This window comes from Jatrophihabitans fulvus (assembly GCF_054781375.1).
This window is the reverse complement of sequence record NZ_BAAGUN010000008.1, coordinates 276,252-291,341: the sequence shown is the minus strand read 5'-3', so window position 1 is coordinate 291,341 and position 15,090 is coordinate 276,252. Positions and strand designations below refer to the sequence as shown.

The window sequence follows — 15,090 nt, the reverse complement described above, 5'->3', positions numbered from 1 at the left end:
ACGAGTGGGCTTCACGAGTGGGCTTCACGAGTGGGCTTCACGAGTGGGCTTCACGAGTGGGCTTCACGAGTGGGCTTCACGAGTGGGCTTCACGAGTCGGCCGCCGACGTCGAGGGCCTGGCGTCCCCATGCCGCCGCCGGGCCATGAAGATCGCGCCCGGAGCCGGACGAACGCCTCGAGTCCCGCCGTGGAGGGGTCTTGTGAAGCGGTCTTGTGAAGCGGTCTTGTGAAGCGGTCTTGTGAAGCGGTCTTGTGAAGCGGTCTTGTGAAGCGGTCTTGTGAGGCGGTCTCGTGAGGCGGTTTCGTGAGGCGGTTTCGTGAGGCGGTTTCGTGAGGCGGTTTCGTGAGGCGGTTTCGTGAGGCGGTTTCGTGAGGCGGTTTCGTGAAGCGGTCTCGTGAAGCGGTCTCGTGAAGCGGTCTCGTGAAGCGGTCTCAATTGTTTTCGAACGAGGTCGTCGTCGGATCGGAGCATCGGAGGACTCCGGCCTGTGGACAACCCCGTTCCGGCTCGTCCGGCCTGATATTCCGAAGATGTGCACGACGACGACGGGCAGATCGACGACCGACCGGCAGCGGACGACGCGAGCGGACCGCCCGCTCCCGCGGCGTGGCCCGACCTGCCGGAGACGCCTCCCGAGGAGTGGGAATACGCGCGTGCGCGGCGCCGGCGGGGGCGTCCTGACGAACCGCTGCACATCCGTCCGCTGCTGATCGACGCGGGTGTTGCCATGGTGGAGCGCGACGGCTTCGCCGAGCTTTCGCTGGCGAAGTGCGCCCGCCGCGCCGGGGTGAGTTCGGGCGCGCCGTACTCGTGGTTCGCCAACGCGGTCGAGTTCCGCTGCGCGGTGATCGCGACCTACGTGGAGTCCGCACGCAGTGACGCGCTCGACGTGGCCGGCGCGGGGGGTGACGCGCTCGACCTGCTCGTCGCGGCGTGCCGCGCGCTCGTGCAGCGCCTCGGAGCAGTCGGCATCGGCCTTGATGTCGTCTTCGGCCCGGCGGACACCGCCGTCGGCCGGGATCTCGCCTGGGCGCGGGGCGCGTGGCTGCGCGAGGTGCTCCGACTGGTCCACGCCTCGCTGTCGTGCCAGTGCTCCGGCATCGTCGCGAGCTGCCCGGCCGCGGTGGCGGCGTGGTCGGACGTGTTCGCCGTCTGCCACGGGTACATCGCACTGGCAGGCCGGGCGCGCTCCGACGCCGAGCGGGCCGAGACCGCCGACCGGGCGGGCTTCGCGGTCCGCTTGCTGCTGCGCGACCGCGTCCTCGAAACCACCGTCGGCTGAGAACGACACCCCGCCCGCCGCTCGGACCCGGCGGGTTACGTTGGGGACGTGCGAGCGGACACCGACCGGCAGGGCTTTGTCCCCCCGCCGTACCCGTACGAGCGGCTGGACGAGATCGCGGCGCTGGCCGCGCAGCACGACGGCGGCGCGGTCGATCTGTCGATCGGCACCCCGTGCGACCCGCCGCCCGACGAGGTGGTCGCCGCGCTGTCGGCCGGCCTCACCAGCCGCGGGTACCCCGCCTCGATCGGCACACCCGCGTTCCGCGAGGCCGCGTCCGCCTGGCTCGACCGCCGGCTGCACGCCCGGGTCGACCCCGCCACCGAGCTGGCCGCGTGCGTCGGCACCAAGGAGTTCGTCGCGTCGCTGCCGCAGTACCTGCGCCTGCGCGACCCGTACCACGACACCGTCCTGTACCCGGCGATCAGCTACCCCACGTACGCGATGGGCGCCACCCTCGCCGGCTGCCGCGCGGTGCCCTACCTGCATCTCGACGACATCTCCGACGACGACGCCGACCGCGCGCTGTGCGTGTGGGTCAACTCGCCGGGCAACCCCACCGGCGAGCTCAGCGACCTGGCGGCCGCCGCGGCGTGGGGCCGGGTGCGCGGCATCCCCGTCGTCTCCGACGAGTGCTATGCCGAGTTCACGTGGGCCCGCCCGGCCGCCTCGATCCTGGGGCCGACCGGCGACCACAGCGGGCTTCTCGCCGTGCACTCGCTCTCGAAGCGGGACAACTTCGCCGGCGCGCGCATCGGCTTCTACGCCGGTGACCCCCAGCTCGTGCACTACCTGCGCGAGACCCGCAAGCACGCCGGCCTGATGCCTCCCGGTCCCGTGCAGGCGGCCGCCGTGCTCGCGCTCGGCGACGACGAGCACGTCGAGGCGCAGCGCGACCGCTACCGCCGCCGCATGCACCGGTTGGCCGAGATCCTGGGCGCGCTCGGGTACCGCGCCCCGCTGCCGGAGGGGGCGTTCTACCTCTGGGTCCCCGCCCCGGACGGGGACGCCTGGTCGGCCGCGCGCGACCTCGCGCAACGCGCCGGGATCGTCGTATCGCCGGGCGAGTTCTACGGGCCTCAGGGCAGGGCATACTTCCGTGTCGCGGCAGTGCAGCCGGACGACCGCATCGAGGTGGTCGCCGCGCGCGCCGGCGCCTGACCGACCCGCTTGCCCGACCCGCAGGAGGACCCCGCACCATGCCGAGCTCGGCCGGGCTGTTCGACCACTACGAGCTGGGCGCGGCGTGGGACGAGATGATCTCCGCCGACGGCAGCGCCCGCGGCCCCTACCGGATGCTGCACGAGTCGCTGCAACGCAGCGGTGCCGGCGAGCTGCGTGCCGGTGTCGACGCCCTGGCCCGCGCGTACCTCAACCAGGGCGTCACCTTCGACGTCGGGGGCGAGGAGCGCCCGTTCCCGCTCGACATCGTCCCGCGGGTCATCGACGACGAGACGTGGAGCACCGTCGAGGCGGGCGTCCGACAGCGGGTGCACGCGCTCGAGGCGTTCCTCGCCGACGTGTACGGCAGCGCCCACGTCGTGAGCGACGGCGTCGTCCCGCGCTCGGTCATCACGTCCTCGAGCCACTTCCACCGCGCCGCGCACGGCATCGAGCCGCCCAACGGCGTCCGCGTCCACGTCGGCGGCATCGACCTGATCCGGGACGAGCAGGGCGAGTTCCGGGTGCTCGAGGACAACGTGCGCGTGCCGTCCGGCGTCAGCTACGTGCTCGCCAACCGCGCCGCCATGCGGCAGCAGTGGACGGACGTGCTCGGCAAGGTGCGGCTGCGGCCGGTGTCGCACTACCCGCAGCGGCTGCTCGCCGCCCTGCGCGCCGCCGCGCCTGCCGGGGTCGCCGAACCCACCGTCGTCGTGCTCACGCCCGGCGTGTTCAACAGCGCCTACTTCGAGCACGCCTGGCTCGCCCGGGCGATGGGCGTCGAGCTCGTCGAGGGACGCGACCTGGTGTGCTCCGGCGGTGTCGTCCGCATGCGCGACACGTCCGGCGAGCGCCGGGTGGACGTCATCTACCGCCGCGTCGACGACGACTTCCTCGACCCCGTGCAGTTCCGCCACGACTCGATGCTCGGGTGTCCCGGGCTGCTCACCGCCGCCCGCGCCGGCAACGTGACCATCGCGAACGCGGTGGGCAACGGCGTCGCCGACGACAAGTTGATCTACACCTACTTCCCGGACCTCATCCGCTACTACCTGCGCGAGGAGCCGGTGCTCAAGAACGTCGACACCTGGCGGCTCGAGGACCCGGGCGCGCTCGAGGAGGTGCTCGACCGCCTCGACGAGCTCGTCGTGAAGCCGGTCGACGGCGCCGGCGGCAAGGGTCTCGTGATCGGCCCGCAGGCCACGCGCTCCGAACTCGACGCGCTGCGTTCGCGGTTGATCGCCGACCCGCGCGGCTGGATCGCGCAGCCGGTCGTGCAGCTGTCGACCGTCCCCACGCTCATCGACGACACGATCGCGCCGCGCCACGTCGACCTGCGCCCGTTCGCGGTCAACGACGGCGACGACGTGTGGGTGCTGCCCGGCGGGCTGACACGGGTCGCCCTGCCCGAGGGCTCGCTGGTCGTGAACTCCAGCCAGGGCGGCGGGTCGAAGGACACCTGGGTGCTCGCCGGGGAGCGGCACGGCGCGCCCCCGCGTCCGGCACCGAAACCGAAGCCCGAGCACGCCGCGTTGCCCGCCGTCGAGTCGGCCATCGACATGGAGATCCGGCAGCAGCAGATGCAGCAGCAGCAGGGGAAGGACGCGACGTGCTGAGCCGCATCGCCGAGTCGCTCTACTGGATCGGTCGCTACGTCGAGCGCGCCGAGGACACCAGCCGCATCGTCGACGTGCACCTCAGCCGCCTGCTCGACGACCCGTGGGCCCCGGAGGAGGCGGTCTGCGCGTCACTGCTGTCGGCGATGGGTCACGATCCGGACCCCTCGGCGGTGGTGCGACGCGAGGAGGTGCTGCAGACCCTCGTCTACGACCGGTCGACCCCGGCCTCCGTGCTCGGCTCCATCGGCGCGGCCCGCGAGAACGCCCGCCGCTCCCGCGAGATCGTGTCGTCCGAACTGTGGGAGACGCTCAACGTCACGTGGCACGAGGCCAACAAGCCGGCGCGCCGCACCTACCCCTTCCCGTTCCTCGCCTGGGTGCGGGAACGCTCGGCGATGTTCAACGGCGTCGCGGACGGGACGCTGGCGCGCGACGAGGCGTTCCACTTCATGCTGCTCGGACGCAGCATCGAACGTGCCGACATGATCGCCCGCATGGCCGCGGCCCGCTCTCTCGCCGGGGACGCCGGGCCGTCGTGGGTCACGCTGCTGCAGAGCTGCGGCGCGTACCAGGCGTTCCTGCGCAGCGCGCGCGGCGCGGTCGACGAGCGGCGCTCGGCCGAGTTCCTGTTGCTCGACCCGCTGTTCCCGCGCTCGTTGATGAGCGCGCTGGTAGTGGCGGAGAAGTCGCTCGACCGGCTGGCCGCCTGGCACGGCGGCCTCGAGCGGACGGGCAAGTCCGGCAGCGCGGTGAAGGCGCACCGGGTGCTCGGCATGATCCGCTCGGAACTGGAGTTCGCCTCGCCCACCGAGCTGCTCGACGACGTCTACCAGCTCATGGAACGGGTGCAGAGCGCATGCTCGGTGGCCGGCGACGCGGTGGCGCAGCGCTACTTCCCCCGCGCGGTCGTCACCTCCTGGATGGCGAGCTGATGGGCGCCCGCTACCGCATCACCCACACGTCCCGGTACGAGTACGACCACAGCGTCATCGCGTCGTTCAACGAGGCGCGGCTGACCCCCGCCCAGACCGCGTGGCAGACGACCCTCGAGTCGTCACTGCAGGTCGACCCGTCGTCGTGGCACCACCGCTTCACCGACTACTGGGGCACGGAGGTCCGGGTGTTCGAGGCCAACACCGCCCACCGCGCGCTCGAGGTGCGGGCCACCAGCCTGGTCGAGATCGACGCCCGCCGGCGGCCGGTGCCGGGCGACCCGAGCTGGGACGAGGTGCGCGACCGCGCCGTGACCGACGAGTTCGTCGAGTACCTCACGCAGACCCCGGCCACCGCCCCGCCGCCCGAGGTGGCGGCACTGGCCGACGCGCTCGCCGCCGAGCACCGTCCGGCCGAGGCGGCCCGTCGCATCGGCGACGCGGTGCACGACGCGATGACCTACGTGCGCGGCGCGACCGAGGTGCAGACCACCGCCGCCGAGGCGTGGGCCGCACGCAGCGGCGTCTGCCAGGACTACGCGCACATCCTCGTCGGCGCACTGCGCCACGTGGGCCTGCCGGCCCGCTACGTGTCCGGCTACCTGCACCCGGTCGCGGAGCCCGCCGTCGGCGAGTCCGCCGAGGGCGAGAGCCACGCCTGGGTGGAGTGCCGGCTCGGGGAGTGGGCGCCGTTCGATCCCACGAACCGCGCGGAGGTCGCCGAGCGGCACGTGATGATCGGGGCGGGACGCGACTACGGCGACGTCCCGCCCATCAAGGGCGTCGTCGCCGGACCGCACCGCACCACCGACCTGAGCGTCAGCGTGGAACTCGTCCGCTTGGCGTGATTGCCGGTTACCGGTCGGTACGCCGCGGGTACCCGTTGGGTGTCCGCACACGCGAGCAGCCCGAGGAGTGGTGATGAGCGCGACCGACAAGATCAAGAACAAGATCGAGGACGCCGGCGGCAAGGCCAAGGAAGCTCTTGGCAGGGCCACCGGTGACCGCGACACGGAGGCCGAGGGTCGCAAGGACCAGAGCAAGGCCGATCTGAAGGACGCGGGCGAGAAGGTCAAGGACGCGTTCAAGAACTGACCCGCCACGGCGGTGTCGCACGAAGGCCCGGGGCCGTCGCCCCGGGCCTTCGTCGTGTCCGGATAGATTTCGGCCATGAGCGAGCTGCGCCCCCAGCGGCGGTCCCGGAAGATCGCGATGACCGACGAGGAGCGGGACGAGTTCCTCGCCTCCGAACGCACCTGCCGCGTGGCGACGGTCGGTTCGGACGGGCCGCACGCCACGCCGCTGTGGTTCGTCTGGCAGGGCGGCAGCCTGTGGCTCACGTCGCTGGTGCGCAGCCAGCGCTGGGCCGATCTGCAGGCCGACCCGCGTATCGGTGTCGTCGTCGACGCGGGGGAGGACTACCTCGAGCTGCGGGGTGTCGAGATCACCGGACGGGTCGAGGTCGTGGGCGACGTGCCACGCACCGTCGACGGCGTCGGAGCTCCCGCCGAGGTCGAAAGCGCATTCGCGCGCAAATACATGGGCGGGGACGACATGTACCACGACGAGCGTCACGCCTGGCTGCGGGTCGTCCCGTCGAAGATCGTCAGCTGGGACTTCCGCAAGCTCGGCTGATCAGCCCAGCGTCTCGTAGAGCTCCTTGGCGTTCTTGCCGAGCGACATGGCAAGTCCCACGGAGGCCTTGGCGTACTTCTGCGCGTCCTTCGCCGCGGAGAATCCCTGGGCGGCGTTCACGCCGGTGAGCGCCATGCTCGTGAACAGCGGGAAGCCCTTCTCGAAGATCTCCACCAGGTTCGAGTTCTCGTCGCGCAGCTGCTTGAACAGCTTCTCGGCCGTCGGCTGGGCCTCCTCGAAGCGCGAGATCGAGCCGCCCACGACGAAGGCCTTGTCGAGCATCGTGCCGAGCTCGGCCTGCAGCTTCTCGAGCTTGGCGAGGACGGCCTTGGCCTCCTTGCTCTCGGCGCGGCGGATCTTCTGCTCGAGCAACCCGGACTGGTCGATGGCCTCGGTGATCTTGTCGGAGGTCTCCTGCAGCTTGCCGGACAACCCCGCGACCTTGTCGCTCCAGAGCTTCAAGGTCTTCTCGGCCTCGGGCAGCGAGTCGACGAACGGGTTCGTGCCGAGCAGCCCGCGGATGATCGTGGCGCCCACCTCGTTGCCGGCCTGCTTCTTGGCGCTGGTGTAGCGCCCGGTGAGGGTGTCGCAGCTCTTCTTCAGCCGGTCGCCGACGGTGTCGGCCTCGACGTAGAGGTCGACCAGCTGGGTGGTGAGGGTGGCGGCGCCCCGGGTGAGGCCGATGATGCCCAGCGCGAGGCCCGCGCCGCCGGTGCCGACGATGCCGGCCGCGCTCGCGACGATGCCGAGCGTGCCCGCCGTGACGGCGACGCCGGACTTCACCTTGTAGACCGTGTACTGCTTCTGCCGGGAGACGAAGAGCTTCCAGCGCTCCTCGGGGATGGCCTTGAGCCGTGCCTCGGCCGCCTGCATGACCTTGGTGACGTCGCGCTGGAAGTTCTCGCGGGCGGCGTCGGTGTCTTGGGGCGACTTGCCCGGCAGCGAGTCGAGGTCGGCGACCCGGTCGGCCAGCGCCTTGACGACGCCGTCGCCGACCTTCTGCGCGTCCGACACCATGAACTGCAGGATGGCGGCCTCGCCGTTGCCGCGGATCGTGTGGATCAGCTCGTCGTCGAGCACCAGCTTGAGCGTCCAGCCGGTGAAGGTCGCCAGCCAGTCGGGATCGGCCTTCTTGCGCACCTGGGCCGACACGTCGATCTCCCAGAGCACGCCGGGCCTGCCGAACTTCTGCGGCGGCGGCGTCTTCGCCTTCTCGATCCGGGCGTGCGCGGCCTTGCGCTGGTCGCCGAGCTGGGCGGTGTACTTGTGCAGGCCGGCGATCGTCTCGGCGTGCTGCTTCGGGTCGGCGCGCTTGATGGCGTCGGCGATCTTGCCCTCGAGTTCGGAGATCGTCTTGAGGACGAGCGGCTCGTCCTTCTTCGTGACCGCGATCTGGAAGCGCGCGAGGAGGTCGCCGATGCCCGTCTTCTGCAGGGTCCTGGCCTTGTTGTCGTCCCACCACTTCTTGGTGAGCTGGGGGGTCGCTCCGGGCTTCATGACTCTGCGCTCCGATGAAGTTCGCGTTAGGTGTCGCCACATCCTGACAGCGAGAACGCAACCGGGGCAGGGGCGATGGTCCTGCCGCCCCTGCCCCGGATCGCGCGGTTCTCAGTGGCGCCCGCCGACGCTCAGACCCACTGCTCCCACTGGTCCTTGCCGCTGGACGCGAACTCCTGCGTCAGGCCCACGGCGGCGTTCACGGTCTCCAGCAGACTCTGCGCTGCCTTGAAACCCTCACCGGCGGACGCTGCCGCCAGGGCGAGGCTCACCGCGGTGGGGAACAGCTTGTCGAAGACGACCGCCCACTTCGGGTTGTCGCTCTCGAGTTCGGCGAGCGCCTGCTCGAGCTGCGGACCGGCCTCCTCGAAGCGGCGCACCTTGCCCATGAGGTCGGCGACACCGTCGAGCGCGTCGTTGACCTTGGCGCGTGCCGCCACCAGCTGCTTGTAGACGTCCTTGGCCTTCTTGTCGGGGACCGTCTTGAGCTTGGCCTCGAGCTCGTCGCACTTGGCCAGCGTCATCTTGATCGCCTTGCCGGCCTTGCGGCCGTTGACGGTGACCCCGGCGACCTTGTTGTCCCACAGCTCGTAGTTCGCACGTGCCTTCGGCAGCGTGGCGACGAACGGGGCGTCGGTGCCGAGGATGCCCTTGAGCACGGAGGCACCGGCCTCGATCGCGCCCTGCTGTGTCCTGCTCGCGTCCTGGTAGCGCTTCTGCAGGGTCTCGATGTCGGCCTTGAGGTCCTTGCCCACCTTGTCGGCGTCGAGGGCCAGGTCGTAGCAGGTCTTCACGATCGCGGTGCACCCGCGCACCATGCTCACGATGGCCAGGGGCAGCGCGGCTCCCTGCGATCCGGCGATGGCGGCGGCGCTGCCGGCGACCGTGAGAACGCCGACGGTGACCTTGACGCCCGACTTGATCTTGTAGTCCTTGTACTGCTGGTTGCGGGCGACGAAGCGCTCCCAGCGGGCCTTCGGGATGGCCTTGAGCTGCGGCTCGGCGAACTTCAGGACGTCGACGACCTGGTTGCGGAGGATGTCGCGGGCCTTCGCCAGGTCGGCGGCGCTGAGCTGCGAGGCCTTGGAGTCGAGCTGCTTGATCTTGGTGACCACCTGCGCCACCGCCTCGGCGCCGACCTTCTGCGCGTCCTCGACCATGAACGCCGGGGTGACGACGTCCTTCGCCTTCTCGAGCACGGTCAGGATGTCGTCGTTGAGGGTGAGCGACATCGTGAAGCCCTTGAAGTCGCCGAGCCACGCGGGATCGACGACCTTGGTCGCCTCGACGCCGAGGTCGATGCCCCACACCGTGACGTCCTTGCCGACCTGCTGGGCCGGCGCACCCGTCGGCGCGGCCTTCGCCCGGGCGATGCGTCCCTTGGCCAGCTCCTCCTGCTTGTCCAGCAGGGTGTCGTACTCCTTGAGCGTCGTCACCGTCTTCGGGTGCTTGCCCTTGTCGGTGCTCTTCAGCGTCGCCGCGACCTTGTCCCGCAGTTCGCTGATCGACTTGAGCACCTGGGTGTCGTCGTCCTTCGCGACGGCGATCTCGAACTTGCGCAGGGCGTCGCCGATGCCCGTCTTGCTCACCCCGTCCGGGCGGTTCTTCTCCCACCACGTCTTCGTGAGCTGTGCCGTTCCTGCCACTGTCGTCCCCGTCCGCTCGTGTCGGCGCCCGGTGAGGCGCGCGAGCGGATCGTGACACCGGGTAACCGGGGCCGGTAGGCCCCGAAAGACCCGATTGCCCGGCCGAACGGGTTCCGGACGCGCGAGGGCCGGCCGGGGACGCCCCGGCCGGCCCTCGCGGACGGACGGTCGATCAGCCGAACTCGACGCCCTGGGCGAGCGGGAGCTCGGTCGAGTAGTTGACGGTGTTCGTGGCGCGGCGCATGTAGGCCTTCCACGCGTCCGAGCCCGACTCGCGACCGCCGCCGGTCTCCTTCTCGCCGCCGAACGCGCCGCCGATCTCCGCGCCCGACGGCCCGATGTTGACGTTGGCGATGCCGCAGTCGCTGCCGGTGGCCGAGACGAAGCGCTCGGCCTCGCGGACGTCCATCGTGAAGATCGAGCTCGACAGCCCCTGCGGCACGTCGTTGTGCATCGCCAGCGCGTCGTCGAAGTCGTCGTAGGTCATCACGTAGAGGATCGGCGCGAACGTCTCCGCCCGGACGATCTCCGACTGCGTCGGCATGCGGACGAGCGCCGGCTGCACGTAGTAGGCGTCCGGGTGCTCGTCGGCGAGCACGCGCTCGCCGCCGGCCAGCACGGTGCCGCCGTTGGCCTTCGCCTTCTCGAGGGCGTCGGCGTAGCCGCGGTAGGACGCCTCGTCGACCAGCGGGCCCACGAGGGTGCCCTCGTCGAGCGGCGAGCCGATCGGCAGCGTGGCGTAGGCGGACGCGATGCGCTCGCACAGCTCGTCGGCGATCGAGGAGTGCGCGATCACGCGGCGCAGGGTGGTGCAGCGCTGGCCCGCGGTGCCGGCGGCGGAGAAGACGATGCCGCGGACGGTGAGGTCCAGATCGGCGGACGGCGCGACGACGGCGGCGTTGTTGCCGCCGAGCTCGAGCAGCAGCTTGCCGAAGCGGGAGGCCACACGGGGCGCGACCTCGCGACCCATGCGGGTCGAGCCGGTGGCGCTGACGAGCGCGACGCGGTGGTCGTCGACGAGTGCTTCGCCGACCTCCTTGCCGCCGATCACGACGGACGACAGGTGCTCGGGCGCACCGACGCGGCGGGCGGCTTCCTGGGCGAGCGCATGGCAGGCGAGCGCGGTGAGCAGCGTCTTCTCCGACGGCTTCCACACGACGGGGTCGCCGCAGACGAGGGCGAGCGCGGCGTTCCACGACCACACGGCGACCGGGAAGTTGAAGGCGCTGATGACGCCGACGACACCGAGCGGGTGCCACTGCTCCATCATCCGGTGGCCGGGCCGCTCGGAGGCGATGGTCAGCCCGAACAGCTGCCGCGACAGGCCGACCGCCAGGTCGCAGATGTCGATCATCTCCTGGACCTCGCCGAGGCCCTCGGAGCGGATCTTGCCGGCCTCGATCGACACCAGGGCGCCGAGGTCGTCCTTGTGCTCGCGCAGCAGGTTGCCCAGCTCGCGCACCAGGTTGCCGCGCACCGGGCCGGGCACCGCGCGCCACTGCAGGAACGCCTCGTGCGCGGCCGACACCGTGTCGCGCACCTCGTCGGCGGTGTGCGCCCGGACCCGGGCGAGCTCGGCGCCGGTGATCGGGCTGCGCGCCGGCTGGTCGCCGTCGGTGAGCTCGACGCCGAGGCGGGCGAGGATCTCGGCGGCGTGGGCGGCGAGGTCGGTCTGGTCGGGCACGGCGACTCCTTCGGATTGCTTAGGTCCGACGAGTCTATGCCGTAAGTTCGGCTTATGGCAGAGCGCGGCGCCGAGCACTGGGACGTCGGCCGGCTGCGGCTGCTGCGCGAGGTCGGCCTGCGCGGCTCGATCGCGGGGGCGGCGCGCACGGTGGGCATCACCGCGTCCGCGGTCTCGCAGCAGCTGTCCGCGCTCGAGCGCGACGCGGGGGCCTCGCTGCTCGAGCGGTCGTCGCGCGGCGTCGAGCTGACCGCGGCCGGACGGCTGCTCGCCGAACGGGCGGGGGAGGTGCTCGACCTGCTCTCGGGCACCCGCGCCGAGCTCGACCGGCTCAGCGGCGCGGTCGCCGGACGGGTGCGGGTGGCTGCCGTCGCGAGCGCCGCGGCGACCTTCGTGTGCGACGCCGTCACCGGCCTGCGGCTCGACGCGCCCGAGGTGTCGGTCTCGGTGACCGCGGCCGAACCGGACCGCGGCAGCGCGCTGCTGCTCACCGGTGACGTCGAGATCGCCGTCGTCGACGAGTACGACCTCGTCCCGCTCGCCCTGCCGGAGGCCACGGAGGTGCGCGAGCTGCTCGTCGAACCGCTCGTACTGGTGCACGCCGGCACTCCGCGTCGCCGTCCGGGGCTTGCCGACCTCGCCGACGCCGACTGGGTGATGCCGCCGGAGGCGGCGGCGTGCGGACGGGCGGTCCGGGGTGCCTGTCGCGCCGCGGGTTTCGAGCCCCGGGTGCGGTGGGAGACCGACGACATGCTGCTGCTGCGGCGCGCGGTCGCGGCCGGTCACGGCGTGGCGGTGCTGCCGGCCCGCTCGCTCGGGACGGCGGGTGCGGGGACGGGGGACGAGGTGACGCTCAGCCCGCTGCGCGACCCCGCGCCCACCCGCCGGTTGCTCACCGTGGCGCGGCCCGCCGTCGCGGCCCGTCCGGCCGTTGCCGCGGTCCTGGACGCGATCGCGGCCGCCGCGACCTCGCGGTGAGCCCGCTCGGTCCCCGGAACGGCGAGTTCGGCACCGCGTTCGGCGCCGCGCCGGTACCGCGCCGGTACCGCGTTCGGCACCGCGATCGGCACCGCGATCGGCACCGCGACCGGCACGATGCGCGACCGGATCGGGACATACCGGCGTGTCGCGCGGGAGTAGCAGCCGCCCGGGTTGACACCTCGGAACGACACGCGTGTAATTTCAGGAACGTCATCAGCGACGGCCGCCCGCACCGCAGTACGCGTACGACATCGCAGGACCAGTACCAGCCCCCCACCCGGCCCAACCCGTCCACCGGAGGCCACCCGTGACCCGTTCTCTCGAGAACTCCCTCGACACGTCCACCGAGACGTCCATCGACGGAGCCGACGACCAGCTGCTCGCCGACATCTTCGGGCTGCCCGAGGAGGCGAGCTGGCACGAGCGCTCGCTGTGCGCCCAGACCGACCCCGAGGCGTTCTTCCCCGAGAAGGGCGGCTCCACCCGCGAGGCGAAGAAGATCTGCACCGGCTGCGAGGTGCGCAGCGAGTGCCTCGAGTACGCGCTGCAGCACGACGAGCGCTTCGGCATCTGGGGCGGGCTCAGCGAGCGCGAGCGGCGGCGGCTGAAGAAGAGCGCCGTCTGACCCGTCCGACCGCTGCGGCCCGCGGTTACGGCGGGTCGAGTTCGTCGATGTCCTTGCCGAGGAACTCGGCGACGAGGTCGACCACGACCATGAACACCAGGTCGGCGCAGTCGTCGCGCTCGAGCGCGCGCGCCTCGACGGGGCGCCGGTAGACCACCACCACCGGCTGCGGGATGTCCGGCAGCCCCTCGCGGAACAACCGTCCGAGCACGACACCGCGGTCGGTGACCGCCTCCGGTCCGAGGTCGAGCCGCGCCGAGGTGTCGGGTGGCACGTCCTCCACGGCGAACTCCAGGCCCGCCAGCTCCGCCGCCCAGTGGCGTTCGAGCTCGTCGACGGCGGCCATCACCAGATCGTCGAAGGACTCGCTGCGGGTGCGGTGCAGTGGCACGGACGCCGGGGCGAGGTGGCCGCGCAGGCCGCGGCCGCGACGGTCCCGGCGGCGGCCGCGACGGGGCCCGCGCGCGGGGCGCGCGACCGGTCCGCTTCGACTGCGCACCCCGTCAGCGTACGCATCGGCGGTGGCTCGGCGCGTCGTCGCAGCGACGGCGGACGCGCGGCTATGGTCCCAAGCTGTGACGCCGCGACGCTGCACCCGCACCGGCTGCCCCCGGGCGGCGGTCGCGACGCTGACGTACGCGTACGCCGACCTGACCGCCGTCGTGGGGCCGCTCGCCTCCTACAGCGAGCCGCACTCCTACGACCTGTGCGAGGAGCACGCGGTACGCCTGACCGTCCCGCGCGGCTGGGAGGTCATGCGACACGTCGGCGAGTTCCCGTCGCCGATCCCGCACGCCGACGACCTCGAGGCCCTGGCCGACGCCGTCCGCGAGGCCGCGCGCACCGAACCGTCCGCGCCCCGTGGTGAGGGCGACGCCTTCACCGGGCGTCGCGGTCACCTGCGGGTCGTCCCGCCGGCGCACTGACACCGGTCGCCAGCTCGGCGATCCGCCGCAGCCCGTCGGCCATGCCGGCCTCCAGCTCGTCGTCGTGCGTGGCCTGACCGTCCAGGAACCGGCGCGTGAACCACAGCGCGAACCGTCCCTCGCCGCGCGGCGTGCGCCGGGTCTGCACGACACGCGTCGTGTCCGGTCCGAGCGACTGCAGCTCGTAGCGCCACTGCGAGCGGTTGGTCAGCACCGTCCACCCGATCGCCCGTCCGGGCTCGACCTCGGTGATGCGCGACAGCGTCACCCAGCGGGTGCCGCCGCGCCGGTTGCGGCCGAGCAGCAACCCGCCGCGGCGCACCCCGCCCAGCGCCGTGACGGCGCGGCACTCGGGCGACCACTCGCCGGTGCGCCCGACGTCGGACACCACCGCCCACAGCGCGTCGGCCGGGGCCGCGACGTCCAGGGTGGCGGTCAGGGGACGGGGCTCGGCAGAGGTCATGGCCAAAGTGAACCACGCGGTTCACTTCTGGTCGAGAGCCTCCTCGCGCTCCAGCGCCCGGGCCAGCGCCGCCAGGGCGAAGCCGGCGTCGAAGTCGTCCGGACTGGTGCGCCGGGTGAGGATCAGGCCGCGCAGCGTGGCCAGGACGAGGCCGGCGATCTCCTCGGTGCGCCCGGCGTCCCAGTCGGCCGGGCACAGCCGGCGCAGCGGCGGCAGGTACTCGACCAGCGCGTCGTGCGCCAGGGCGCCGTAGCGCTCGGGGTGGTACATCGCCAGCCCCATCGCCTGGTCGAGCACGTCGGCCTCGGCGCCGATCAGCGCCGGCCACAGGGCGAGCACCCGCTCGGCGAGACTGCCGTCGACCGCGAGCGCCGCGGCCAGGCCGCTGTCGATGCGACGTGCGCGCACCCGGGAGACCGCGGCCGCGAGCAGGTGCTCGGCGCTGCCGAAGTGGTAGAGCAGCACCTTGTGGGTGGTGCCGGCGGCCTGCGCCACGCGGCGCAGCGAGAAGTCGGCAAGGCCGTGGGCGAGCAGGTCCTCGGTGACGCGCTCGAGCAGGTCCTCGCGCCGGGCCATGCCACGCGGCGAACCCGTCGACCGGGCGGGCGCTGCTGGCACCTCGGGCACGGCTGGCACG

At 72.1% G+C, this 15,090-nt stretch carries 16 protein-coding genes; 10 read left to right on the top strand and 6 right to left on the bottom strand.

Features of this window, described 5'->3' with window-relative positions:
* Positions 1–534: 534 nt before the first annotated feature.
* From ACYVP9_RS22650 to ACYVP9_RS22620, 7 genes are all read left to right on the top strand, one after another.
* On the top strand, positions 535–1,284 hold the full coding sequence (locus ACYVP9_RS22650) for a TetR/AcrR family transcriptional regulator (RefSeq protein WP_460607243.1): 750 nt from the start codon (positions 535–537) through the stop codon (positions 1,282–1,284).
* 48 nt (positions 1,285–1,332) lie between these two features.
* Positions 1,333–2,445, top strand: coding sequence for a succinyldiaminopimelate transaminase (gene dapC, locus ACYVP9_RS22645; protein WP_460607242.1), 1,113 nt, complete (start codon positions 1,333–1,335; stop codon positions 2,443–2,445).
* Positions 2,446–2,483: 38 nt separating this feature from the next.
* Entirely contained in the window at positions 2,484–4,061 is a 1,578-nt protein-coding gene (locus tag ACYVP9_RS22640; RefSeq protein ID WP_460607241.1) for a circularly permuted type 2 ATP-grasp protein, read from the top strand.
* Positions 4,055–4,996 carry an alpha-E domain-containing protein gene (locus tag ACYVP9_RS22635; protein WP_460607240.1) on the top strand — a complete coding sequence of 314 codons (942 nt, stop codon included), beginning with the start codon at positions 4,055–4,057 and terminating at the stop codon, positions 4,994–4,996. The genes ACYVP9_RS22640 and ACYVP9_RS22635 overlap by 7 nt, the downstream gene beginning before the upstream one ends.
* Positions 4,996–5,844, top strand: a complete 849-nt coding sequence (locus ACYVP9_RS22630) for a transglutaminase family protein (RefSeq protein WP_460607239.1) — start codon at positions 4,996–4,998, stop codon at positions 5,842–5,844. The genes ACYVP9_RS22635 and ACYVP9_RS22630 overlap by 1 nt, the downstream gene beginning before the upstream one ends.
* Before the next feature lie 73 nt (positions 5,845–5,917).
* The gene (locus ACYVP9_RS22625) at positions 5,918–6,091 is read left to right on the top strand and encodes a CsbD family protein (RefSeq protein ID WP_460607238.1); all 174 of its coding nucleotides are present in this window, start codon (positions 5,918–5,920) and stop codon (positions 6,089–6,091) included.
* Between the two features lie 75 nt (positions 6,092–6,166).
* On the top strand, positions 6,167–6,631 hold the full coding sequence (locus ACYVP9_RS22620) for a pyridoxamine 5'-phosphate oxidase family protein (RefSeq protein ID WP_460607237.1): 465 nt from the start codon (positions 6,167–6,169) through the stop codon (positions 6,629–6,631).
* On the opposite strand, the gene ACYVP9_RS22615 is transcribed toward ACYVP9_RS22620, so the two are convergent.
* The 3 genes from ACYVP9_RS22615 to amaB all read right to left on the bottom strand — a co-directional run bounded on the left by ACYVP9_RS22615 (position 6,632) and on the right by amaB (position 11,458).
* Positions 6,632–8,128, bottom strand: a complete 1,497-nt coding sequence (locus tag ACYVP9_RS22615; protein WP_460607236.1) for a hypothetical protein — start codon at positions 8,126–8,128, stop codon at positions 6,632–6,634. It abuts the gene before it with no gap.
* 131 nt (positions 8,129–8,259) lie between these two features.
* On the bottom strand, positions 8,260–9,774 hold the full coding sequence (locus ACYVP9_RS22610) for a hypothetical protein (RefSeq protein WP_460607235.1): 1,515 nt from the start codon (positions 9,772–9,774) through the stop codon (positions 8,260–8,262).
* 172 nt (positions 9,775–9,946) lie between these two features.
* Complete coding sequence (gene amaB / locus ACYVP9_RS22605; protein WP_460607234.1) at positions 9,947–11,458, bottom strand: aldehyde dehydrogenase family protein; 1,512 nt, start codon at positions 11,456–11,458, stop codon at positions 9,947–9,949.
* A gap of 54 nt (positions 11,459–11,512) precedes the next feature.
* Between amaB and ACYVP9_RS22600 the strand changes: the two genes are divergently transcribed.
* Together ACYVP9_RS22600 and ACYVP9_RS22595 are read left to right on the top strand one after the other, a co-directional pair.
* Positions 11,513–12,436 (top strand): LysR family transcriptional regulator, encoded by a 924-nt coding sequence (locus ACYVP9_RS22600; protein ID WP_460607233.1) that lies wholly within the window; start codon positions 11,513–11,515, stop codon positions 12,434–12,436.
* A 358-nt stretch (positions 12,437–12,794) separates the two neighbouring features.
* The gene (locus tag ACYVP9_RS22595) at positions 12,795–13,064 is read left to right on the top strand and encodes a WhiB family transcriptional regulator (RefSeq protein WP_460607259.1); all 270 of its coding nucleotides are present in this window, start codon (positions 12,795–12,797) and stop codon (positions 13,062–13,064) included.
* A 25-nt stretch (positions 13,065–13,089) separates the two neighbouring features.
* Here ACYVP9_RS22595 and ACYVP9_RS22590 read toward each other — a convergent pair whose 3' ends face one another.
* Positions 13,090–13,563, bottom strand: a complete 474-nt coding sequence (locus ACYVP9_RS22590) for a metallopeptidase family protein (protein ID WP_460607232.1) — start codon at positions 13,561–13,563, stop codon at positions 13,090–13,092.
* A 76-nt stretch (positions 13,564–13,639) separates the two neighbouring features.
* On the opposite strand from ACYVP9_RS22590, the gene ACYVP9_RS22585 reads away from it, so the two are divergent.
* A complete protein-coding gene (locus ACYVP9_RS22585; protein WP_460607231.1) occupies positions 13,640–13,990 on the top strand; it encodes a DUF3499 domain-containing protein in 351 nt (116 codons plus the stop codon).
* On the opposite strand, the gene ACYVP9_RS22580 is transcribed toward ACYVP9_RS22585, so the two are convergent.
* Together ACYVP9_RS22580 and ACYVP9_RS22575 are read right to left on the bottom strand one after the other, a co-directional pair.
* On the bottom strand, positions 13,944–14,453 hold the full coding sequence (locus ACYVP9_RS22580) for an SRPBCC family protein (RefSeq protein ID WP_460607230.1): 510 nt from the start codon (positions 14,451–14,453) through the stop codon (positions 13,944–13,946). The genes ACYVP9_RS22585 and ACYVP9_RS22580 overlap by 47 nt on opposite strands.
* 21 nt (positions 14,454–14,474) lie before the next feature.
* Entirely contained in the window at positions 14,475–15,089 is a 615-nt protein-coding gene (locus ACYVP9_RS22575) for a TetR family transcriptional regulator (protein WP_460607229.1), read from the bottom strand.
* Position 15,090: the final 1 nt, after the last annotated feature.

What these genes read in the sequence shown, in the direction of transcription:
- ACYVP9_RS22640 (WP_460607241.1), top strand. Translation starts at nt 2,484, where the DNA reads ATGCCGAGCTCGGCCGGGCTGTTCGACCACTACGAGCTGGGCGCGGCG.
- ACYVP9_RS22625 (WP_460607238.1), top strand. Translation starts at nt 5,918, where the DNA reads ATGAGCGCGACCGACAAGATCAAGAACAAGATCGAGGACGCCGGCGGC.
- ACYVP9_RS22620 (WP_460607237.1), top strand. Translation starts at nt 6,167, where the DNA reads ATGAGCGAGCTGCGCCCCCAGCGGCGGTCCCGGAAGATCGCGATGACC.
- ACYVP9_RS22615 (WP_460607236.1), bottom strand. Translation starts at nt 8,128, where the DNA reads ATGAAGCCCGGAGCGACCCCCCAGCTCACCAAGAAGTGGTGGGACGAC.
- ACYVP9_RS22630 (WP_460607239.1), top strand. Translation starts at nt 4,996, where the DNA reads ATGGGCGCCCGCTACCGCATCACCCACACGTCCCGGTACGAGTACGAC.
- ACYVP9_RS22580 (WP_460607230.1), bottom strand. Translation starts at nt 14,453, where the DNA reads ATGACCTCTGCCGAGCCCCGTCCCCTGACCGCCACCCTGGACGTCGCG.
- ACYVP9_RS22600 (WP_460607233.1), top strand. Translation starts at nt 11,513, where the DNA reads ATGGCAGAGCGCGGCGCCGAGCACTGGGACGTCGGCCGGCTGCGGCTG.